Origin of the sequence: Spirillospora sp. NPDC029432, assembly GCF_040703975.1 — a bacterium.
GTDB lineage: Bacteria > Actinomycetota > Actinomycetes > Streptosporangiales > Streptosporangiaceae > Spirillospora.
Window position 1 is genome coordinate 1 of the sequence record NZ_JBEZWH010000024.1, and the last position, 21,107, is coordinate 21,107.

At 74.7% G+C, this 21,107-nt stretch carries 17 protein-coding genes, 1 pseudogene and 1 riboswitch; of the genes and pseudogenes, 6 read left to right on the top strand and 12 right to left on the bottom strand.

Annotation, left to right across the window (positions count from 1 at the left end):
• Both AB0881_RS20240 and AB0881_RS20245 read right to left on the bottom strand, forming a co-directional pair.
• A pseudogene (locus AB0881_RS20240) lies at window positions 1–560 on the bottom strand (hypothetical protein); the annotation flags it as partial.
• A 107-nt stretch (window positions 561–667) separates the two neighbouring features.
• A complete protein-coding gene (locus AB0881_RS20245) occupies window positions 668–1,036 on the bottom strand; it encodes a hypothetical protein (protein WP_366618666.1) in 369 nt (122 codons plus the stop codon).
• Window positions 1,037–1,278: 242 nt separating this feature from the next.
• On the opposite strand from AB0881_RS20245, the gene AB0881_RS20250 reads away from it, so the two are divergent.
• On the top strand, window positions 1,279–1,638 hold the full coding sequence (locus AB0881_RS20250; RefSeq protein WP_366618668.1) for an antibiotic biosynthesis monooxygenase: 360 nt from the start codon (window positions 1,279–1,281) through the stop codon (window positions 1,636–1,638).
• Between the two features lie 62 nt (window positions 1,639–1,700).
• Here AB0881_RS20250 and AB0881_RS20255 read toward each other — a convergent pair whose 3' ends face one another.
• The 4 genes from AB0881_RS20255 to AB0881_RS20270 form a co-directional block, all read right to left on the bottom strand.
• Window positions 1,701–1,994 carry a GNAT family N-acetyltransferase gene (locus AB0881_RS20255; protein ID WP_366618670.1) on the bottom strand — a complete coding sequence of 98 codons (294 nt, stop codon included), beginning with the start codon at window positions 1,992–1,994 and terminating at the stop codon, window positions 1,701–1,703.
• Window positions 1,995–2,041: 47 nt separating this feature from the next.
• A complete protein-coding gene (cimA, locus tag AB0881_RS20260) occupies window positions 2,042–3,622 on the bottom strand; it encodes a citramalate synthase (RefSeq protein ID WP_366618672.1) in 1,581 nt (526 codons plus the stop codon).
• A 308-nt stretch (window positions 3,623–3,930) separates the two neighbouring features.
• Entirely contained in the window at window positions 3,931–5,031 is a 1,101-nt protein-coding gene (locus AB0881_RS20265) for a branched-chain amino acid aminotransferase (RefSeq protein WP_366618674.1), read from the bottom strand.
• Between the two features lie 157 nt (window positions 5,032–5,188).
• Window positions 5,189–6,244, bottom strand: coding sequence for a 3-isopropylmalate dehydrogenase (locus tag AB0881_RS20270; RefSeq protein ID WP_366618675.1), 1,056 nt, complete (start codon window positions 6,242–6,244; stop codon window positions 5,189–5,191).
• Window positions 6,245–6,428: 184 nt separating this feature from the next.
• Here AB0881_RS20270 and AB0881_RS20275 point away from each other — a divergent pair, with 184 nt between their 5' ends.
• Together AB0881_RS20275 and AB0881_RS20280 are read left to right on the top strand one after the other, a co-directional pair.
• The gene (locus AB0881_RS20275; RefSeq protein ID WP_366618677.1) at window positions 6,429–7,040 is read left to right on the top strand and encodes a hypothetical protein; all 612 of its coding nucleotides are present in this window, start codon (window positions 6,429–6,431) and stop codon (window positions 7,038–7,040) included.
• Window positions 7,041–7,120: 80 nt separating this feature from the next.
• A complete protein-coding gene (locus AB0881_RS20280; protein ID WP_366618679.1) occupies window positions 7,121–9,808 on the top strand; it encodes a LuxR C-terminal-related transcriptional regulator in 2,688 nt (895 codons plus the stop codon).
• Here AB0881_RS20280 and AB0881_RS20285 read toward each other — a convergent pair.
• A complete protein-coding gene (locus tag AB0881_RS20285; protein ID WP_366618681.1) occupies window positions 9,805–12,426 on the bottom strand; it encodes a LuxR C-terminal-related transcriptional regulator in 2,622 nt (873 codons plus the stop codon). The genes AB0881_RS20280 and AB0881_RS20285 overlap by 4 nt on opposite strands.
• A gap of 299 nt (window positions 12,427–12,725) precedes the next feature.
• A riboswitch (cobalamin riboswitch) is annotated at window positions 12,726–12,914 on the top strand.
• A gap of 30 nt (window positions 12,915–12,944) precedes the next feature.
• Here AB0881_RS20285 and AB0881_RS20290 point away from each other — a divergent pair.
• Both AB0881_RS20290 and AB0881_RS20295 read left to right on the top strand, forming a co-directional pair.
• Window positions 12,945–13,169: a CbtB-domain containing protein gene (locus AB0881_RS20290; protein ID WP_366618683.1), complete on the top strand. Its 225-nt coding sequence runs from the start codon at window positions 12,945–12,947 to the stop codon at window positions 13,167–13,169.
• Complete coding sequence (locus AB0881_RS20295) at window positions 13,169–13,927, top strand: CbtA family protein (protein WP_366618685.1); 759 nt, start codon at window positions 13,169–13,171, stop codon at window positions 13,925–13,927. Before AB0881_RS20290 ends, AB0881_RS20295 begins: the two co-directional genes overlap by 1 nt.
• Here AB0881_RS20295 and AB0881_RS20300 read toward each other — a convergent pair.
• The 4 genes from AB0881_RS20300 to AB0881_RS20315 all read right to left on the bottom strand — a co-directional run bounded on the left by AB0881_RS20300 (window position 13,916) and on the right by AB0881_RS20315 (window position 19,190).
• Window positions 13,916–14,611 (bottom strand): (2Fe-2S)-binding protein, encoded by a 696-nt coding sequence (locus AB0881_RS20300; RefSeq protein ID WP_366618687.1) that lies wholly within the window; start codon window positions 14,609–14,611, stop codon window positions 13,916–13,918. The two genes, AB0881_RS20295 and AB0881_RS20300, sit on opposite strands and share 12 nt — an antisense overlap.
• 408 nt (window positions 14,612–15,019) lie before the next feature.
• Entirely contained in the window at window positions 15,020–16,609 is a 1,590-nt protein-coding gene (gene serA, locus AB0881_RS20305) for a phosphoglycerate dehydrogenase (RefSeq protein WP_366618689.1), read from the bottom strand.
• Between the two features lie 149 nt (window positions 16,610–16,758).
• On the bottom strand, window positions 16,759–17,391 hold the full coding sequence (locus tag AB0881_RS20310; protein WP_366618691.1) for a hypothetical protein: 633 nt from the start codon (window positions 17,389–17,391) through the stop codon (window positions 16,759–16,761).
• A 308-nt stretch (window positions 17,392–17,699) separates the two neighbouring features.
• The gene (locus AB0881_RS20315; protein ID WP_366618693.1) at window positions 17,700–19,190 is read right to left on the bottom strand and encodes a DUF2079 domain-containing protein; all 1,491 of its coding nucleotides are present in this window, start codon (window positions 19,188–19,190) and stop codon (window positions 17,700–17,702) included.
• A 97-nt stretch (window positions 19,191–19,287) separates the two neighbouring features.
• On the opposite strand from AB0881_RS20315, the gene AB0881_RS20320 reads away from it, so the two are divergent.
• Window positions 19,288–20,055 carry a hypothetical protein gene (locus AB0881_RS20320; protein WP_366618695.1) on the top strand — a complete coding sequence of 256 codons (768 nt, stop codon included), beginning with the start codon at window positions 19,288–19,290 and terminating at the stop codon, window positions 20,053–20,055.
• Window positions 20,056–20,103: 48 nt separating this feature from the next.
• Here the strand turns inward: AB0881_RS20320 and ilvC are convergent, their stop codons facing one another.
• Window positions 20,104–21,087: a ketol-acid reductoisomerase gene (gene ilvC / locus AB0881_RS20325; protein ID WP_366618697.1), complete on the bottom strand. Its 984-nt coding sequence runs from the start codon at window positions 21,085–21,087 to the stop codon at window positions 20,104–20,106.
• Window positions 21,088–21,107 lie beyond the last annotated feature (20 nt).

Genomic DNA, 21,107 nt, shown 5'->3' on the forward strand with positions numbered 1-21,107 from the left:
GCCGCCGCGGCCTGCGGGACGGAGGGGCGCTCGGCCTCGGCGGACGGCGGCGCCTCCTGCGCGAACGCGGCGGGCTGCCCGCCGGTGGCCTCCTCGGCGCCGAACTGGGCCGTCCAGGGGCCCTGCTCGGGCACCGCGGGCGGCTGCTCCGCCTCGGCGGCCGGCGTCGGCGCGGGCGCCGGGGGCTCCTTGGCCAGCGCGTACGGCGGCAGCGGAACGGACGCGGCCGGTGCGGGCACGTCGTCGCCCGTGTCGCCTGTGTCTCCGGTGTCCACGGTGAAGTCGGACATGGTGGCGTCCGTCAGCGTGGACGGGCCCGTGGCCGCCGCGCCGGCGGGTCCGGCGGTCCCGGCCGCCAGGTCGTCGGCGGGGGCGTCCTGGAGGGTCAGGTCCGCCGCGGGACGGTCCACGATCGTCTGCTCGCCGGCCGCGCCCGGGACGTCGTCCTCGGCCGCGGTCTCCTGGACGGTGTCCTCGGGATCGCCCTTGACCGCCGGGATCGCGAACTCGGTGGTCGTCTTGTGGTCCGGGGGGACGTACCCGGGCTCCTCGCCGCTCAACTCGTCACCTTCTCCATCGCGTCGGCCCGTGTGCCGGCCTATGGACTCCGACGGTGGCGAGGCCGAACAGGTTCACGCTCCGGGCGGGTTCGCGGCCCGCCGGGGGGTCAGTTCGCGCCCGCGGGCTCCAGGCCGCGGCGGGCGGCGGCCCGCTGGTGCCGGTCCAGCATGTCGGTGATCAGGCGGATCGAGTCGGGCCGGGTGGCGTCCACGCCCTCGCTGAGCCAGCGGCTCGCCTCGGCCAGCAGTTCCTCGCCCGCGCCCGCCGCGCGCTCGTCGGCGAGCCGGGTCAGCGCGGAGCTGAGCCGTACGGCGGCGCCGGGCCGGTCGCACTCGGCGGCGTGCCGGAACCACCGGACCGCCTGGCCGAGGTCGCCCTCGCGCTCGTACAGCAGCCCCAGCTCGAAGGCGATGTCGGCCCATGCCCCGTCGACGCAGCGCCGAGCGGTCTCGGGGCTCCAGGGTCGGACAGACATGCGCTCACTCCGTGCTCGGGTACATCGGGAACGGCGCGGGACCCCCCGCGCCGCATGGGTTACACATCATGGCGCCCCGGCAACGCACTCGCCACTTGTTTGGAGCGCATTCGCCGAATTTCTTCCAGTTAACCGCTTACCTGAGTCACCCGACCCTGTCAGGACGCGCCCGCGGCCGCCCCGGGAACGCGGAAGGGGGCTGGATAGGGTCGTCCCAGAACGAGACGACGAGGAGGTCCGACGTGTCCGTAGTGAAGATCAACGTGCTGACCGTGCCCGAGCCGATGCGCGAGGAGCTGGAGCGGCGGTTCGCGCAGCGGGCCGGGCTGGTCGACGAGGCCGACGGGTTCGAGTACTTCGAGCTGCTGCGCCCGGTGGACGGCACCGACCGGTACCTCGTCTACACCCGGTGGCGCGACGACGAGTCCTTCAAGAAGTGGATGGAGGGCCAGGCGTTCCAGCGCGGGCACGCCCGCTCCATGAAGGACGAGCAGGAGGCCAAGGAGGGCAAGGAGCCGAACAAGGGGCACGGCGGCCCCGCGGCGACCGGCTCCGAGCAGTGGTCGTTCGAGGTGATCGAGAGCACCGGCCCCAAGGACTGAGCCGTCCGGAGCCGACGGGAACGGGCGGGTGCGCGTGGTGCGCGCCCGCCCGTTCCGCGTCCTCAGGCGCCTTCCGGGACGGCGAGGTCCTGGTAGTCGGGGTGCCGCTCGATCCAGCCCTTGATGAACGGGCACAGCGGCACCACCGCGAGGCCGCCCTTGGCGCGGACGTCGTCCAGGGCGCCGCGGGCCAGGGCGCCGCCGACGCCCTTGCCCTCGAACGCGTCGAAGACCTCGGTGTGGGTGAAGACGATCTTGCCGGGCCGGTTGCGGTACTCGGCGAACCCGGCCAGTTCCCCGTCCACGCGGATCTCGTACCGGCTCGCCCCGGCGTTGTCGCTGATCTCTTTGCTCATGTCCCGTCAATGCCCGCCGGGGCGCGGGTATTTCCCGTTCGGCCGGATCAGCCCGCCTCGTAGCCGGCGTGCAGCAGGCAGTACGTGACCGCCTCCTCCAGGGCCTGCCAGGACGCGGCGATGACGTTGTCCTCGACGCCGACCGTGCCCCATTCGCGCTCGCCGTCGCTGGACTCGATCAGGACGCGGGTCCTGGCGTCGGTGCCGTGCGAGCCCTCCAGGATCCGGACCTTGTAGTCGACCAGCTCCAGCCGGGCCAGCTCGGGGTAGAGCCGCTCCAGCGCGACGCGCAGCGCGTTGTCCAGGGCGTTGACGGGGCCGTTGCCCTCGCCGGTGGCGATGATCCGCTCGCCCTTGGCGTGCAGCTTCACGGTCGCCTCGCTCACCATGGAGCCGTCCGGGCGGCGCTCCACGATGGCCCGCCAGGACTCGACGTCGAAGTGCCGCTGCCGGACGCCGGTCAGCTCCTCGCGCAGCAGCAGCTCGAACGAGGCGTCCGCGGCCTCGAAGGTGTAGCCGGTGGACTCCAGCTCCTTGACCCGCGCGACGACGTCCTTGGCCTTCTCGCCGGACAGGTCGTACCCGAGCTCGCGGCCTTTGAGCTCGACGGAGGCGCGGCCGGCCATGCTGGAGACCAGCATCCGCATGTCGTTGCCGACCAGGGCCGGGTCGATGTGCTGGTAGAGGTCGGGGTCCACCTTGATCGCGGAGGCGTGCAGGCCCGCCTTGTGAGCGAACGCCGACACCCCGACGTACGGCTGCTGGGAGCTGGGCGTGACGTTGGTGACCTCGGAGACGGCGTGCGCGATCCGGGTCATCTCGGCCATCTGGTCGTCGGTGACCAGCCGCATCCCGCGCTTGAGCTGGAGGTTGCCGATCACCGTGAAGAGGTTGGCGTTGCCGCTGCGCTCGCCGTACCCGTTGGCGCAGCCCTGGACGTGGGTGGCGCCGGCCTTCACCGCGGCGAGCGAGTTGGCCACCGCGCAGCCGGAGTCGTCGTGGCAGTGGATGCCGACGCGGGCGCCGGCGGAGACGACCTCGTGGACGACGTCGGCCAGCTCGTCGGGCAGCATGCCGCCGTTGGTGTCGCACAGCGCGACGACGGAGGCGCCGGCCTCGGCGGCGGTGAGGACGGCCTCCAGCGCGTACGCGCGGTTGGCCTTGTAGCCGTCGAAGAAGTGCTCGGCGTCCAGGAAGACGCGCTGGCCCTCCGCGACGAGGTGGGAGACCGTGTCGCGGATCATCGCGAGGTTCTCCTCCAGGGTCGTGCGGAGGGCCAGCTCTACGTGCCTGTCGTGGCTCTTGGCGACCAGGGTCACGACGGGCGCGCGGGATTCGCGCAGGGCGGCCACCTGGGGATCGTCGGCGGCCTTCACTCCGGCCCGGCGGGTCGCGCCGAACGCGGCGAGCTGCGCGTGCCTCAGGTCGAGCTCGGTCAGAGCCCGCCTGAAGAACTCGGTGTCCTTGGGGTTGGCGCCGGGCCAGCCGCCCTCGATGAAGCCGACGCCGAGGTCGTCCAGGTGCCGCGCGACGGCGAGCTTGTCGGTGACGGAGAGGTTGAGCCCCTCCTGCTGCGAGCCGTCGCGCAGCGTGGTGTCGTAAACGTGGAAGGCGTCGTCACCCTGCATCGTTGGTCCCCCTCAAGGGTCTGGGCCGCCGCGCCCTTGCGCCGGTTCCGCGAGTCCTGGACTGCAATTGCACCCTGCTCTGAAATGCAGAAAGACCCCTCACGGACGTGAGAGGTCTGCGCGCCGGCGGTGTCCCGTTGTCAGCCGGCGCGCCAGCCGATAATCACGAGGCTGTGGCGCATGATGCCCATCAGTCTGCCATACCGGTGCCGATGCTCGGACGAACGTCTCACCATGTGGGACGTTTCGTGTCGGCCGTCCGGCGTGCGGCCCCGCCCGCCGGCGGGCGGGCGGGGCCGGCGCGCCGGTCAGACGATCTTGTGGACCCAGCCGTACGGGTCGGGGCGGGTGCCGTACTGGATCCCGATCAGCTCCTCGCGCAGCCGCATCGAGACCTCGCCGGGCTCGCCGTCGCCGATCCGCCACTCGCGGTCGGCGCCCTTGACGTGCCCGACCGGGCTGATCACCGCGGCGGTGCCGCAGCCGAAGACCTCGGTGATCGCGCCGGACTCGCAGCCGGCCTGCCACTCGTCCACGCTGATCCGGCCCTCCTCGACGGGGATGCCGAGGTCGGGGGCCAGCTTGAGCATGCTGTCGCGGGTGATGCCCGGGAGCAGGGTGCCGGTGAGCGCGGGGGTGAGCAGCCGGGTCTCGGGGCCGGAGCCGTACACGAAGATCAGGTTCATCGACCCGACCTCCTCGACCCACTTGCGCTCGGCGGCGTCGAGCCAGACGACCTGGTCGCAGCCCTGCTCGACGGCCTGCGCCTGGCCGGCGAACGAGGCGGCGTAGTTGCCGCCGGTCTTGGCCTCGCCGGTGCCGCCGGGGGCGGCGCGGGTGTACTCGGTCGACAGCCAGACGGAGACCGGCTTGATCCCGCGGGCGTAGTAGTTGCCGGACGGGGACGCGATCACGGCGAAGAGGTACTCGTCGGCCGGCTGGTTGACGCCGAGGGCGCGGGTGGTGGCGAACATGAACGGCCGCAGGTAGAGGCTGTAGCCCTCCGTGGTCGGCACCCACTCGCGGTCGGTGCGGACCAGCAGCTCCAGGGCGTCCACGAACAGCTGCTCGGGGATCTCCGGCATCGCCATCCGGCGGGCCGAGCGGTTCATCCGGGCGGCGTTCGCGTACGGGCGGAACGTCACGATCGTCCCGTCGGCCTGCCGGTAGGCCTTGAGGCCCTCGAACAGCTCCTGGGAGTAGTGGAAGACCTGGCTGGCCGGGTCCATCGGGATCGGCCCGTACGGTTCGAGCCGGGCGTCGTGCCAGCCCTCGTCCGCCGAGTACCGGATCGTGACCATGTGGTCGGTGAAGTGGCGGCCCCATCCGGGGTCGGCCAGGACGCGCTCGCGCTCGGCGGCCGGCATGGGCCGCTCGTTGAGCGTGATGTCGAAGTCCAGGGTGCTCATCGTGGGGTCCTCTCCCGGATCGCCGCCGCGGCCCCGTTGCCGCTCGGCATTCCTTTAATCCTTATTGTCGTACTTCATCCAGCCCACTCCTCCACATGGCGCACGCCGAAGACCGGACGCGCCACATGGGCGCGCCCGGTCATGAGCGAACGCGCCGCTAGCCGGATACTCGCTTGGCGATGGCGTCGCCGACCTGCGCGGTCGTGCGGGCGCCCTGGCCCGCGCGCTCCAGCAGGTCGTCGGAGACGGCCCGCTCGACGCGGCGGGCGGCCTCGGCGGCGCCGAGGTGGTCCAGCAGCATGACCACCGACAGGATCGTGGCGGTCGGGTCGGCCTTGCCCTGGCCCGCGATGTCGGGGGCACTGCCGTGGACGGGCTCGAACATCGACGGGGCGGCGCCCTCGGGGTTGACGTTGCCCGAGGCGGCCAGCCCGATGCCGCCGGCGATGGCGGCGCCGATGTCGGTGATGATGTCGCCGAACAGGTTGTCGGTGACGACCACGTCGAACCGGCCCGGGTCGTTCACGAAGAACATCGTGGCCGCGTCGACATGGCAGTAGTCCGTGCTGACCTGCGGGTACTCCGCGGCGACCTTCTTGAGGGTCCGCTGATAGAGGTCGCCGGCGAAGGTCAGGACGTTGTCCTTGTGGACGAGCGTGAGCTTCTTGCGCGGCCGGTTCGCGGCCTGCTCGAAGGCGTACCGGACGACACGCTCGACGCCGAAGGCGGTGTTGACGCTCTCCTGGGTCGCGACCTCGTGCGGGGTGCCCTTGCGCAGGACGCCGCCGACGCCCGTGTACGGGCCCTCGGTGCCCTCCCGGACGACGACCATGTCGATGTCGCCGGGGCCGACGCCCGCCAGCGGGGTGGTCGCCCCGGGGAGGAGCTTGACCGGCCGCAGGTTGACGTAGTGGTCGAGCTCGAACCGGGTCCGCAGCAGCAGCCCGCGCTCCAGCGTCCCGCTCGGCACGGTGGGGTCGCCGATCGCGCCGAGCAGGATGGCGTCCTGGCCGCGCAGCTCGTCGAGCACGGAGTCGGGAAGCGTCTCGCCGGTACGGTGCCAGCGGGCGGCGCCGAGATCGTACGAGGTCTGCTCGAACACCAGTTCGGACGAGGGGGCCACGGCGTCGAGGACCTTCAGCCCCTCGGCGACCACCTCGGGGCCGATCCCGTCACCGGGGATGACGGCCAGTCGAATGCTGCGGGATGCCATGGGCGCACTCTACTGCAAACGTCTCAGTTCCTGAGCATCCGTCTCAGGATCCGATACCGACGTCTCGCCCGGCGAGGCGGTTGAGTAGGGGTTACTCAGGCGTCCGGCCGGCCGGGAGAGCAGGCTGTGCCCAAGGGGCGGGCCGCAGGGATGAGCCGCCCCTGGGGGGAAGGGAAGCGGAACCATGCTGTACGCCAGGCTGCAGACCGTCGGCGGGATGCCGGCGCCGGCCGGCGCCGTGCGCCGGCTGGTGGAGATCGTCTCAGGCCATCCGGGCTTCGCCGGGCTGTGCCTGATGGAGGCCGTCGAGGAGACGGCGGCCGGGGCCCTGCTCACGCTGTGGCGGACCGCCGAGGACGCCCGGCTGGCGGTGGACCGTACCGAGGCCGCGCGCGGCGGGCCCCGGCCCGTCACGCTGCACACCGACCGGACCTACCGGGTGGAGGCGGCCGGCGAGGGGCCGGACGCGGCGCTGCCGCCCGGCGCCGCGGTGATCCTCTTCTTCGACGGCCCGCACGACGACGCGTGGCTGGAGTCGGCCAGGTTCGCGCAGCGGGAGCGGGTCGGGCCCGCGACGCGGACCGTTCCCGGCCTCGTCCGCACCCTCTCCCTGTACGACCCGGACGCGCGCTGCTCGGCCGTCGTCACGCTGGGGACCTCCCTGGAGGCGCTGGCGCGGGTGGAGAAGGCGGTCAACTCGACCGAGCTGCTGCCGGGCGAGGACCCGGCGCTGCTGACCGGTCCGGACCGCGCGGTCGTGCACCGCGTTTCGGCGTACCTGGGGGCTCCCGTCTGACAGACGTACCCGTCTGAGAAAGCCGATCGTCACCGCGTGGCGGGATTGGCGGGGCCGGGGCGCGCTCGTACGATGCGCGCGTGGCCGAGTCGCGCCCGTTCCCCGACCAGCCCGGGCCCGCCGACCGCCCCCCGCCCGGGACCGCGCCGGCGTGGCCGTTCGTCGGCCGGACGACCGAGCTGGCGGCGGTACGGTCCGCGCTGCTCGACGCCCGCGCCGCCGGGGTGATCGTGATCGGCGACGCCGGGGTCGGCAAGTCCCGGCTGGCCGCCAAGGTGGCCGCCGACCTCGACCCCGAGCGCAACCTGGTCGTCCGGGCCAAGGCGACCGAGGCCGCCGCGCGGATCCCGTACGGCGCGCTGGCCCACCTGCTGCCCGCCGATCGGGCCCCCGCCTCCGGGGCGCGGCTGCTGCCCGACGCGGTCGCGGCGGCCGGCCGGCGGCGCCTGGTGCTGGCCCTGGACGACGCGCACAGCCTCGATCCCGCCTCCGCCGCGCTGGTCGGCGGGCTGCTGGAGCGCGGCGAGGCCCGGCTGCTGGCGACGGCCCGTACCGGCTCCGGGCTGCCCGCCCCGCTCGCGGCGCTGTACGGGAACGGCACCCTGCACCGGCTGGAGCTGGGCCCGCTGGGGCACGCCCAGACCGTCCGGCTGCTGGAGGCCGTGGTCGGCGGGCAGGTGGAGGACGCGGGGGCGCGGCGGCTGTGGCGGGTCGCCGGCGGCAACCCGCTCTTCCTGCGGGAGCTGGTCCTGGCCGGGATGCTGGCCGAGAGCGGCGGGGTGTGGCGCTGCGCCGCGGGGCCGCCGCTGACGCCGCGGCTGCGCGAGCTGATCGAGGCGCGGATCGGGGCGGTGGACGACGAGGAGCGGCTCGTCCTGGAGTACCTGGCCCTCGGCGAGCCGCTCTGCGAGGCCATGCTGCGCGAGCTGGCCGGGCCGGACGCGGTGGCCCGGGTCCGGGAGCGGCAGCTGGTCACGGCCGCGCCGGACCCGAACGGCCGGCGCCGGCAGCTGCGGCTGGCCCACCCGCTGTACGGGGAGGCCGTCCGCGCGGCCACGGGCCCGCTGCCCGCCCGCGCCAGGCTGCGCCGGATGGCCGAGGCGGTCGAGGGGACCGGACGGCGGCGGCGCGAGGACGTCCTGCGGGTGGCGACGTGGCGGCTGGACTCCGGCGGCGAGACCGATCCCGGCCTGCTGCTGCGGGCCGCCTGGCTGGCCTGGTCCGCGCTGGACCTGGAGCTGGCCGCGCGGCTGGCGGGGGCGGCGCTGCACGGATACCTGGCCCGCCCCGGCCGGCGGCCCGGCGGCGCGGGGCAGGCCGCGGCGCTGCTGGCCACCGTGCTGCACTTCGCCGACCGCGACGAGGAGGCCGAGGCGGCGCTGCGCGAGGTGGCGGAGCGGCTCGGCGACGATCGCGAGCGGGCGCTGCACGCCGGGGCGCGCGGGCTCGTGCTGGCCTGGGGCCTGGCCCGCGACCGGGCGGCCGGCGAGGTGCTGGCCGGGGCCGCCGCGACGATCACCGACGGCGCCTGGCGGCGGCACGTGCTGGCACTGTCGGCCTGGGTCGCGCTGTTCGCCGGGCGCGTCCCCGAGGCCCGGGAGGCCGTGGAACGGGCCCGCGCCCAGGGGGCGGCGCCCCCGGCGATCACCGCGGAGACCGACGCGGCCGGGGCACTGCTGGACGCGTACGGCGGGCTCGCCGACCGGGCCGAGGCGACCGTGCGGGCACGGCTGGCGGACGTGGACGAGTGGCGGGACGAGGCCCCGATCGTGCAGACCACGCTCGCCCACGCCCGGACGGTCGCGCACCTGTTCGCGGGCCGGGTGGACGCCGGGCTGGCGGCGGCCGAGCGGGGGCTGGAGCTGGTCAAGGAGACCGGCCGGGCCCGGATCGCCGCCTCGTTCAGCGGCTGGCGGGCCCAGCTGCACCGGCTGCGCGGCGAGCTGGAGGAGGCGGCGCGCTGGTCGCGGGACGGCACCGCCAAGCTCGCCGGCCGGCCGGCGATGTTCGCCGGGCTGTGCCTGGGCGAGCTGGCCTGCGCCGAGGCCCAGCTGGGCCGGGCCGCCGCGGCCGAGGAGGCGCTGGACCGGGCCGCCGCGCTGGCCCGCCCGGCCTGGCACGGCGTGGACTTCTCGCTGGTCCTGGCCCGCCCGTGGGTGCTGGCCGCGCGCGGTGACGACGCCGCGGCGGTGGCCGCCGCGCTGGCGGCGGCCGAGGACGCCGAGCGGCACGGGCTGCGCGGCTACGCGATGTTCGCGCTGCACGACGCCGTGCGGCTGGGCGCGGCGGGGACCGTACCGGCCCGGCTGCGGGCGCTCGCCGAGGGGATGGACGGCCCGCTGCCGCCGCTGTGCGCCGCGCATGCCGACGCGGCCGCCGCCCGCGACGGCGACGGACTCATGGCCGTGGCCGAGGGGTTCGAGCGACTCGGGACGCTCCTGTACGCCGCCGAGGCCGCCGCGCAGGCGGCCGGCGCGTACGAGGCCGTCGGCGAGGACCGTCCGGCCGCCGCCGCCCTGGCCCGCGGCCGCGCCCTCGCCGGCCGGTGCCCGGGCGCCCGCACCCCGGCGCTGGCCGCGCTGTCGGCGCCGGAGCTGACCGCCCGGCAGCGGCAGATCGCCCGGCTGGCCGCGCAGGGCCTCAGCAACCGGGAGATCGCCGCGCGGCTGGACATCTCGATGCGGACGGTCGGCAACCATCTGGTGACGATCTACGAGCGGCTGGGCGTGACAGGCCGCGACGAGCTGGCCAAGCTCTACCAGCCTTAGCGGGGCCGGCCCGGCAGGAGCTCGGCGAGGCCGTCGCGGTCGGTGACGCCGAGGCGGTCGTAGACGGCGTGCAGGTGGTTGGCGACGGTGCGGACCGACAGCACGAGCCGGTCGGCGATCTCGCGGTTGCCGAGCCCCTCCGCGGCCAGCCGGGCGATCTCCAGCTGGCGGGCGGTCAGGCCCGGCGCCGACAGCCCGGACAGCGCCGGGGTCCGGGCGCCGGTGCAGCGCGCCGCCAGCGCGCGGGCGCGGGTCGCGGCGGCGTTGGCCTCGCGGGCCCGCCCGGCGCGGGTGTGCGCCGCCGCGGCCGCGGCCGCCGCCTCCGCCGCGTACAGCGGCATGCCCAGGTCGGCGAACGCGAGCGCGGCCGCGTCCAGCCCCGCGCCGTCGCCGTCCGCCGCCGCGCCCGCGTGCCGCGCGAACAGGTCCGCCAGCCGGCCGCCGGTCTCCCCCGCCAGCCGCTCCAGCCCGTCGCGGGCGCGGTCGGCGGCACCGAGCCGTACGGCGTCGTGCAGCGCGAACGTCTCGTACGCCCGCAGCGACCGCTCCCGGTAGCCGGGCGCGAGGTCCAGCGCGATCCCGGCCGCGCCCCGGTGGTCGCCCGCCGCCGCCCTGATCCAGGCGCGGGCCAGGTCGGCGCGGAAATGGAAGATCCGTCCCGCCGGGGTACGGCGCCGCTCGGCCTCCCGCACCGCCGTGGACGCCGTGGCGGCGTCCCCCGCGACGGCGGCGGCGTACGCCAGCAGCTCGTGGCCGTGCCCGGAGATCGCCTGGATCGCCCCGGACCCGTGCGCGACCGCCTCGTGCGCCCACCGCACGGCGCCGCGGACGTCGCCGCGCAGCAGGCAGTACTCCACCCGCAGCGAGCGGCACGTCGTGGCCGCCACGTCCGACAGGTGCTCCTCGGTGAACAGAGCCTCGCCGTAGGAGATGAACGCGTCGGCCGCGTCCAGGAAGCCGGCGAACAGCGACGCGCCGGCGCGCGCGTCGCTGAAGGACGCCACGAGCGTGGGCATCTCCCGCAGCAGCCCGGAGGGCTCCCGCAGCATCGCGTTCGACAGCGCCACGGCCTCGCCGTACGCCCCGGTCAGCATCAGCCGCAGCGCCCTGCCCGCCGCGATCAGCTGGGCCGCCCGCTGGACCGGCTCGCGGCCCGCCGCGGCCTCCTCCGCCTCCGCCTCGCCGAACCGGGCCGAGTAGACGCGCAGCAGCGACCGGTAGGCGATGATCTCCTGCCGGTGCTCGGCGGCGGCCGTCCGCGCCAGGCCCTCCGCCAGGAGCGCGTCCGCGCGTTCCGGCTCGCCGAGGCCCATGCCCAGGTTGAACGCGCGGACGGCGGTGTGCGACGCCCGGGTCGCCTCGTCCATCGGCGCGCCCGCCACCCGCGCCAGCCGCTCCTCCGCCTCGCGGTGCCGGCCCGCCATGAGCAGCACGGGCGCGACCAGGACGGTGACCTCCGGGTCCGCGCCCGCGGCCAGCACCGCCTCGCCGCACCGCACGGCCAGGTCGAGGTCGTGCAGGCTCCACGCCTGGCGGCAGCCGGCCAGCAGCAGCCCGGGGTCGGCGGGCACGCCCGCGTCCAGCCGCCACAGCGCGACCTTGAGCACGTCCCCGTGCCGCCGCATGCCGGTCGCCTCCAGGGCGGACGCGAGCGCGGCCATCCGGTCCCGGATCCGCCCGGAGCCCGCCCGCTGCCGGGCGACCTCCCCGTACAGCGGGTGCGCCGGGCGCACCTCCAGCCGGTGGCCGGCGGCGGCCGAGGTGACCAGGTGCCGCGCCTCGGCCCGCTCGATCGCCTCCTCGGACGTCAGCGCGGCCAGCGCGGCGGCGCCCAGCGGCTCGCCGAGCGCCGCGTACTCCAGGACCTCGCGCTCGGCGGCGGCCAGGGTGCCGAGGCGCTCCTCCACCAGCCCGCGCAGCCGCGGGCTCAGCGGCAGGTCGCCGTGCCACCGCCACACGCCGCCGGCCTCGCTCAGCCGCCCCCGGTCCAGGCCCGCCTGCACCAGCTCGCGCAGGAACAGCAGGTTGCCGCGGGTGCTGCGGTGGAGCCGCCGCGCGGTCGACTCGGCGAGCTGGCCGCCCAGCGCGGCCTCCACGACCGCCTGGCTCTCCGCCAGGGTCAGCGGGACCAGGTCCACCCTGCGCGCCAGGTCGTCCTTCCAGAGCGCCGTCACGGGGTCGGGGGCCGGCTCGCCGGCGCGCACCGTCGCCAGCACCCGCGCCTCCCGCTGCAGCACCAGGTGGTGCACCAGCGCCGCCGACGCCGGGTCGAGCAGGTGCGCGTCGTCGACCGCGACCAGCAGCGGGCGGCCGCCGGCGAGCGCGCGCACCGCCTCCGCCGCCCGCCGCATCGGGTTGACCGCCAGGTCCAGCGCCTCCACGGCCAGGACGTGCCCGAACGCCCCGAACGGGATCGCCGCCTCCGCGGGGCTCCCGCCGAGCCGCAGCACGGTGAACCGGGCCGGCTCCAGGCGCCGCAGCGCCTCGCCCGCCAGCCGGGTCTTGCCCGCCCCGGCGTCCCCCGCGACCACGACGCCCCGCCCGGCGCGGGCGCGCAGCAGGGCGTCCATCTCGTCGAGCGTCGACGTACGGCCGGTGAACGGCCAGGAGGTCCGCACAACAGGGATCGTACGGACGCTCACCGCGCGCCACCAGACGGACCGCGCGGGACCGTGCGGGGAATTGAGTAGGGGCTACTCATGCACACCGGGCCCCGGCGCGGCACTCTCGATGGTGCGGGACCTTTCCGGGACGTGGGAGCTTCCGGAACGGCCGCGCGAGGCACCGGCGGCGGCCGGCCGAAACAACGCCGCCGCCGGGGCGGGAGGGGGCACCGTCCGCATCTCCAGCGGGGGGAGATACGGGTGGCGCCCCCTCCCACACGCGCTCGCCGGGCTTGACTTGCGGGCCCGGCGAAGGGAACCTCAGGGCGACAAGTTCACATTCGAGGCGACGGTGCGCAGGAACCTGGTGCGATTCCAGGACGGTCCCGCCACTGTGACCAGGGAGCCTCCCCCGCACGCGACCACGGCCGTACCCGGCTGGAAGGTCGGAGGGGGGCGATGATCTGGGAGTCAGGAGACTGACCCGTCGTCCTCCCGCTACCGGGGCGAGTGCACCCCGTGAGGAGACCCTGATGTCGCAGGCCGACATGGCACGGCAGTCCGTTCCCGAGGCGCCGGCCGTACGGCGCGTACCCGTGCGCGAGATCCTTCCCTGGGCGGCGCTCGCCCTGGTCCTGGGCGCCGCGCTGCTCTACTTCGTCGGCGCCGAGCAGGGCGCCACCTCCCTCTTCGGCGGCACGTGGGTGCACGAGTTCACGCACGACGGCCGGCACCTGCTCGGCTTCCCGTGCCACTGATGCGCGCGCTTCTCATCCGCGGCATGCTCACCGGCCTGGCCGCCGCGGCGGCCGGCCTCCTGATCGCCTGGATCTACGGCGAGCCCCAGGTGGGGAAGGCGATCGCTTTCGAGGAGGCCCAGGCCGCCGCCGCGCACGCGCACGACGGGCACGGCGCCGCCGGGGCCGAAGAAGAGGTGGTGAGCCGCACCGTCCAGCGGACGGGCGGCCTGATCACGGCCATGGCGTTCTACGGCGTGGCGATCGGGGGGCTGTTCTCGATCGCGTTCGCGCTCGCGTACGGCCGGATCGGCGCGCTCGGCGCCCGCGCCACGGCCGCGCTGGTCGCGCTGGGCGGCTTCACGGCGATCGTGCTGGTGCCGTTCCTGAAGTACCCGCCGACACCGCCCGCCGTGGGCGCCCCCGAGACGATCGGGAGCCGTACCGCGCTCTACTTCGGCATGGTCGCGCTGGGCGTCCTGGCCACCGCCGCCGCCGTGATCGTCTTCACCCGGCTGGCGCCGCGGCTGGGCGGCTGGAACGCGGCGGCCGCCACGGCCGCCGGGTTCGCGATCGTGGTCGCGGCCGTCTTCCGCCTCACGCCGGCGCCGGACGCGGTCGCCGACAGCTTCCCCGGCACGGTGCTGTGGGACTTCCGGATCGCCTCGCTCGGCGTCCAGGTCGTCCTGTGGGCCACGCTGGGCCTGCTGTTCGGCGCCCTGACGGAACGGTCGCACCGCCGCGAGGCCGCTCCCCGGAAGGAGCCGCTAGCGGCGTAGCAGTGCGCAGTCGCCGCACATCTCACCGCCGGGCGGCACCCGGTAGTAGAGGCAGCAGCTGCGCCGGACGAAGCCGTGCCGGCCGAACGCCCCCGTACCGCGGAGCGGCTCGCGCGCGAGCAGCTCCCGAACCAGGGCCTCGGCCGGTCCGGCGACGCCGGGGCGCAGGCTTCCGGCCAGGGCGGAGGCGGCGTTCCCCCACATCAGCCCGTCCGCCAGCCGCACGACCCCGCACAGGGCCGCGCGGAGCGGTTCGAGCTGCCGCCGGACGACCTCCGCGTGGACGAGGTCGGCGAGCGCCGCCGGGCCGTCCGCCCGGCGGCCGCCGGGATCGGCCAGCCACAGCGCGATCGGCGCGCCGGGCGCCCACCGCCAGTGCAGGCCCGACAGGTCGGGTACGGTCCCGCGCGCGGCCGCGGCGATCACCGGTGACCAGAGCCGCGACGCGAGCCCCTGGAAGAGGATCGACGCGGCGACGCGCCGTTCACCGGTGCCGAGGCGGCGCGCGTAGGAGTCCACGAGGCCGTCCAGCCGGCCGGCGTCGAGCTCGGGCAGCGGCCGCCAGGTCGGATCGGCCTCCTCGGCCGGATCCGTCCTGATCTCGAAGAACGGCCCCAGCGCGGCGACCTCGGCCAGCACTCCGGCCGTGTCCCGCGCGCCGACCCGTCCGGTCTCGACCACCACCACGCCACCCTAGCGGCGGGCGCGGCCGGGGGTCACTTCGCGGGGCGGCCGCCGTTGTCGCGGCGGTCCAGGGCGGTCTGCAGCGCCCGGGCGGCCTCTTCGGCGGCGTCGTCGGGCGTGGCGGAAACGTGGGTGTTCATGCGTACTCCATGGCTTCGCTGAGGCTCGCTGTGAAAGGAGAGATCAAGGGCTTACGGCCGAGCGCCGGACTCCGCGACGGGGGTGGCCCGCCTGTCAGGCCCCGTCGCGGCAGCGAAGGATCACTACGAAGCGCCGCATGTCACCGGCCACGTTACCCGCATGTCAAGGCGTCTGTCTTGACCCGTGGCCGAAGTTCCCACATGGTGAGACGCCGCCGCCGTGGCCCCTGTCCGGGACCACGGCGGCGGTGAAGCGTTCCTCCGGGCGTCAGCCGTCCAGGTCGACGCGGCGGCCGCTCTCGGCGCCCACCTCGGCCTTGATGGCGTCCACCAGCTCGGCGGGCACCGGCGAGTCCACGGTCAGCGCGATCAGCGCGCGGCCGCCCTTGGCGTCCCGGCCGACCTGCATGCTGGCGATGTTGACCCCGGCGTCGCCGAGCAGCCGGCCGACCACGCCGACGATGCCGGGCCGGTCGGAGTAGACGAAGAACGCCATGTGCTCGGTCGGCACCAGCTCCATCTGGTAGCCGTTGACCTCGATGATCCGCTCGATGTGCTTGGGGCCGGTGAGCGTGCCGGACACCGACACCACCGAGCCGTCGGCCATCGTGCCGCGCACCTGGACGACGTTGCGCCAGTCGGGGCTGTCCTCGGTGGTGGACAGGGTGACCTCGACGCCGCGGTCGCGGGCCAGCAGCGGGGCGTTGACGAACGTCACCGCCTCCTCGATCACGTCCACGAACACGCCCTTGAGCGCGGCCAGCTCCAGCACCTTGACGTCGTGCTCGGCGATCTCGCCGCGGACCACGACCTCCAGCCGGACCGGCACGCCGCCGGCCAGCGCGGTGAAGATCCGGCCGAGCTTCTCGGCCAGCGGCAGGCCCGGCTTGACGTCCTCGGCGACGGCGCCGCCCTGGACGTTCACCGCGTCCGGGACGAACTCGCCCGACAGCGCCAGCTTGACCGAGCGGGCCACCTGGGTGCCGGCCTTCTCCTGCGCCTCGTGCGTGCTGGCGCCCAGGTGCGGGGTGACCACCACGTTGTCGTGGACGAACAGCGGGCTGTCGGTGCACGGCTCGGTGCTGAACACGTCGATGCCGGCGCCGGCCACCCGGCCGTCCTTGATCGCCAGGTCGAGCGCGCCCTCGTCCACGATGCCGCCGCGGGCGGCGTTGACGATCCGCACCTCCGGCTTGACCTTGTGCAGCTCCTTGTCGCCGATGAGGCCCAGCGTCTCGGCGGTCTTGGGCAGGTGCACGGTGATGAAGTCGCTCTGCGCCAGCAGCTCGTCCAGCGTGACGAGCTTCACGCCCAACTGGGCGGCGCGGGCGGCCTGCACGTACGGGTCGAACGCGACCACGTTCATGTCGAAGGCGGCCAGCCGCTGCGCGACCAGCACGCCGATCCGGCCGAGGCCCAGCACGCCGACGGTCTTGCCCTGGAGCTCGACGCCGGTGTACTTGGAGCGCTTCCACTCGCCCTGCTTGAGCGCGGCGTGGCCCTGCGGCACGTTGCGGGCGGTGGCCAGCAGCAGCGCGATCGCGTGCTCGGCGGCGGTGACGATGTTGGAGGTCGGGGCGTTCACGACCATGACGCCGGCCTTGGTGGCGGCCTCGACGTCGACGTTGTCCAGGCCGACGCCGGCCCGCGCGACCACGCGCAGCTTCCTGGCGTGCTGGAAGACCTCGGCGGTGACCTTGGTGGCGCTGCGCACGATCAGCGCGTCGACGTCGGCGACGGCGGGCAGCAGCTTCTCGCGGTCGGCGCCGTCGACCTGGCGGACCTCGAAGTCCGATTCGAGGACGGCGATACCGGCCGGGGAGAGTTCTTCTGCGACGAGGACGACAGGCTTGCTCAAGGAACGGTCCTTCGGAACGTGGATGTGTGCAGTTCGGGAGAAGAAGTCGCGGTCACCACGGTGTGGCCTGCGCCTCGCGCCCGAGTCTATCGCCGCGCCCGGGCCCGTGATGCGGAACGCCCCGCCCACCGGCCGCGCGGTGGACGGGGCTAGGCCGCGTCCGTCTCCGGGAGGGCCGTGAGGACGGCCGCGACGCGCTCGGCGTCGGCCACCGCCACGTGCGGCACGTCGATGAGGATCCGCAGCGGCCCCGCCGGGAGCCCGAGGTCCTCGGCGACCTCCGTCTGGACGGCGCGCAGCGGGATGTACGACAGGTAGCCGCGGAACACGTCCTGCGACCGGAACATCGCCGTCATGATCAGCCGGTAGCCGCGGATCCGGAACGACAGCGCGGCCAGGCTGGGCACGCTGTCGGCCGGCTCGCCGGGCACGGTGAGGGAGATCCAGGCGCTGGTGGTCCACGGCCGGGCGCGCAGCAGGTCGGCGACCCAGCGGATCTGGTCGACGCCGCCGTGGTCGCGCAGCCGCGGGCCGTACTCGGACCGGGTCGCGCCCCGGGTGCGCTCGTGCGCCCGGTGGACCAGCCGGGCACGGTCGCCGTGCTCGCGCAGGAGGGGGTCCTCCCAGCTCAGCGAGGCGATCTCGAACAGGGCCGGGGGCCCCTCGATGATCGGCCCGTGCTCCTCCATGCCCGCCACGCCGAAAGTCCAGACGTGCCGCAGGACCGCGATCCACGCCTGCCCGCAGGTGTCCCAGCGCTGGACGGCCCGCTCTGCCGCCACCTCACGACTCCTCGCCACACTTCATCCCACGGCCGGCGCGGCCGGCCGGTTCATTTCCTCCGAAAGGCACGCGATCACGGGAAGTCGATATCCGTCCGCCGCGTGCCGCCGAAGCGTGTTCATGATCCCGCCCGCCGCCGCCGCGGACCCGGACCTGATGGGTGTTCGCGCTGGTGCGCCGGGGTTCGCCCGCGCCCGCTGCGACTCACTTCAAGTATCGGCCAAAGAAGAGGAAAAGTGTAGGCCAATTCCCCGCCGAATGAACTTCACCGACTTTCTGACACCAGTGATCTATATGGGTCACCGGGTCAATCCTTCGTGAGCACCACGTAGCCGGCCCGGTCGAACACCCGGCGGTAGCCGCCCTCGATCAGCTCGTCCACCCGCGCCCGCTGCTCCCCGAGCGTCCGGAAGGGGAAGGAGGCCCGCGCCGTGTCGGCGACGACCCACGGCGCCCGCCGGGGCTCGCGGTCCCAGAGCAGCACGTCCGCACGCCCGGAAAGGGCGGGGCCCAGGTTGTTGACGGTCTCGACCAGCACGCCGTCCGGCACCACGGCGACCGCCGCGGCGGCGGCCCGCGCCCGCTCGTCCGGCCGGTACAGGTCCGGGTCGGCGAGATCGCCGAACGCGAAGAACGGCAGCGCCACGACCGCCGCCGCCAGCAGCCCCGCCGCGGGCGCCCGCGGCCGCCGGAACCGCCGCGCGCCGTCCGCCGCCGCCATGACCAGCAGCGCGATCAGGAACGCGTTGTAGTGGTACTTCGGCTCCCACCAGTTGGGGAACTCGTCGGCCAGCATCCGCTCGGCCAGCATCGGCAGGACCGCCAGCACCAGCGGCGACCGCAGCGGAAGCAGCAGCAGCGGCAGCACGAGCAGCGCCATCGTGACCAGCTTCACCGGCGGCGAGGCCAGCGCCGCCGGCACCGCCCACGGATGCGCGAGCACGTGCAGCGCCGCGTCGCCCATGCCGTCCCCGAGCCGCCCGTACGCCCAGTAGTAGGCGTTGTCCCCGCCGAACACCGAGATCAGGACCTGGGAGCAGATCCACGTGGCCGCGACGCCCGCCGCGACGCACCCGGCGCCGATCCACCGCTCGCCCCGCCGGGTGAGCAGCACCAGCCCGAGCCCGGCCAGCAGCAGCCCGGCGTCCTCCTTGGCCAGCAGCAGCACCGCCGCCGCCACGGCCGCCTGCCCGCGCCGCCCGGCGTCGTACCGTTCGACCGCGAGGGCCGTCAGCAGCGGGACGAACGCCACCTCGTGGAAGTCGAACGCCAGCGCCTCGGCGACCGGCCACGACAGCGCGTACGCCCCGGCCGCGCAGTACGCCGGCCCGCGCCCCAGCCGCCGCCGCGCGAACCGCCAGACCGGCACGATCGCCAGCGCGAACAGCACCGCCTGCGCCACCAGCAGCGTCCCGGGGCCGTCGTGCATCCAGTACAGCGGCGCCAGCAGGGCCAGCAGCGGCGAGAAGTGGTCACCCAGGATGGAGAAGTCCGGCCCGAACCCGTTGTGCACGCCCTTGACCATCGCGACCGGGGCGCCCAGCCCGCTGTACGACCGCACCGCCTGATCGAAGATCACCAGGTCGTACGTGCTGGCCCGGAACGCCCGCAGCCGCAGCAGCGAGAACGCCGCGTACACCAGCGCGGCCAGCACGACGAGCCCGGCGAGGAACCATCCGTCCCGCCGCGTACGCCCGGCCGCCGGCACGGCCTCGCGTACCGGCACCCCGCTCACCGCAGGCCGCGCCACGGCCTGCTCCGCCACCGCCTCCCCCACGTGCCAGGACGCTACCAGCACGCGCCGGGGAGCATGACGCACGCGAGTGTCGGTCACCCTCTGTGTTCACCGATGGGTTTACCGTTACCCGGAGTTTCACCGCATCACGGGAGAGCCAGTGACCTCGGACGGCGAGATCAGTGTCCTGCGGGACGTCCTGCGGGTGTACGACCAGCGCTTCCTGGACCTGGACCGCTCCCGCCGGGATCGCCTGGTGGAGGCGACCCGCCGCGTGCTCGGCGACGAGGACCTCACCGACGCCGAGCGCGCGGCCCTGCCCGCCGCGTACCGGCTCCGCGCGTTCTGCATCAGGCACGGCCTGCGCGACGAACTGGAGCGGATGATCCGCGACGAGGCCGCCGGCCGCACCGTCGGCGCCGTGGTCGTAGGCGGCCGCGTGTACGCGATGTACCCCTACCTCCGCGGCGTCCCGCGCCAGGACGCCGACATCACCGCCGAGATAGGGGTGGACCACCGCCTGGACACCGTGGCCTGGCAGTCGGGCCGCCTGCGCCTGCGCGGCCGGGCCGCCCTCGAACGGATCGAGGCGAGAGAGACCCGGGTCGACCTGGTCCTCCGCCACCGCCGCACCGCCGAGGAGTGCCGCTACCCCGCCGAGGGCGGCGACGGAACGTTCGACGTCGCCGTCCCGCCTCCGGCCCCGGGCCACTGGGACGTCCACGTCACCGCGTCCGCCCTGGGCCTGACCAGGCAGGCCCGCCTGGGCCCCCGCCGCGGCCCCCGCCTGAAGCCGCTCCCCCAGCGCACCGGCGCGGCCATCGTCCACTACACCGCCGACGGCCACCTGGCCGTACTGGTGGAGCGCACCGAACGCCCCGTCACCCTCTGGTCCCAGCTCCGCCGCCTGCTCCCCCGGAAACGCTGAGGAGGCCGCCCGGAATCGGACGGCCTCCTCAAGCGCCTGTCGGTCAGGTCAGTCGTTCAGCCAGCTCATCATCGGGCGCAGCTTGGCGCCGGTCTGCTCGATGGGGTGCTGGGCGAGTTCCTCGCGGTACTTGCCGAACTGGACCTGGCCGCCCTCGAACTCGGCGACGAGCTCCTTGGCGTACTCGCCGGACTGGATCTCGGCGAGGATCTTCTTCATCTCCGCCTTGGTGTCGGAGGTGATGACGCGGGAGCCGCGGCTGTAGCCGCCGTACTCGGCGTTGTCGGACACCGACCAGTACATCTTGGAGATGCCGCCCTCGTAGATGAGGTCGACGATCAGCTTGACCTCGTGGAGGGTCTCGAAGTAGGCGACCTCGGGCTGGTAGCCGGCCTCGGTGAGCACCTCGAAGCCGTTCTTGATCAGCTCGGAGAGGCCGCCGCAGAGGACGACCTGCTCGCCGAACAGGTCGGTCTCGGTCTCCTCGGTGAAGGTGGTCTTGATGCCGCCGGCGCGCAGGCCGCCGATGGCCTTGGCGTACGACAGGGCCAGCGGCCAGGCGTTGCCGCTGGGGTCCTTCTCGACGGCCACGATGACGGGGACGCCGCGGCCGGCGGTGAACTGGCGGCGGACGAGGTGGCCGGGGCCCTTGGGGGCGACCATGCAGACGTCGACGCCCTCCGGCGGCTGCACGAGGTCGTAGCGGATGCTGAAGCCGTGGCCGAAGAACAGCGCGTCGCCGGGGACCAGCGCGGGCTTGATGTCCTTCTCGAAGATCTCCCGGTGGTGGTGGTCGGGCGCCAGGAGCATGATCAGGTCGGCCTCTTCGGCGGCCTCGGCCGGGGTGACGACGCGCAGGCCCTCGGCCTCGGCCTTCTCGCGGCTGGGCGAGCCCTCGCGCAGGCCGATGCGGACGTCGACGCCGGAGTCGCGCAGGGAGAGCGCGTGGGCGTGGCCCTGGCTGCCGTACCCGATGACGGCGACGTGCCGGCCCTGGATGACGCTCAGGTCCGCGTCGTTGTCGTAGAACATCTCAGCCACTGTGCTGCTGC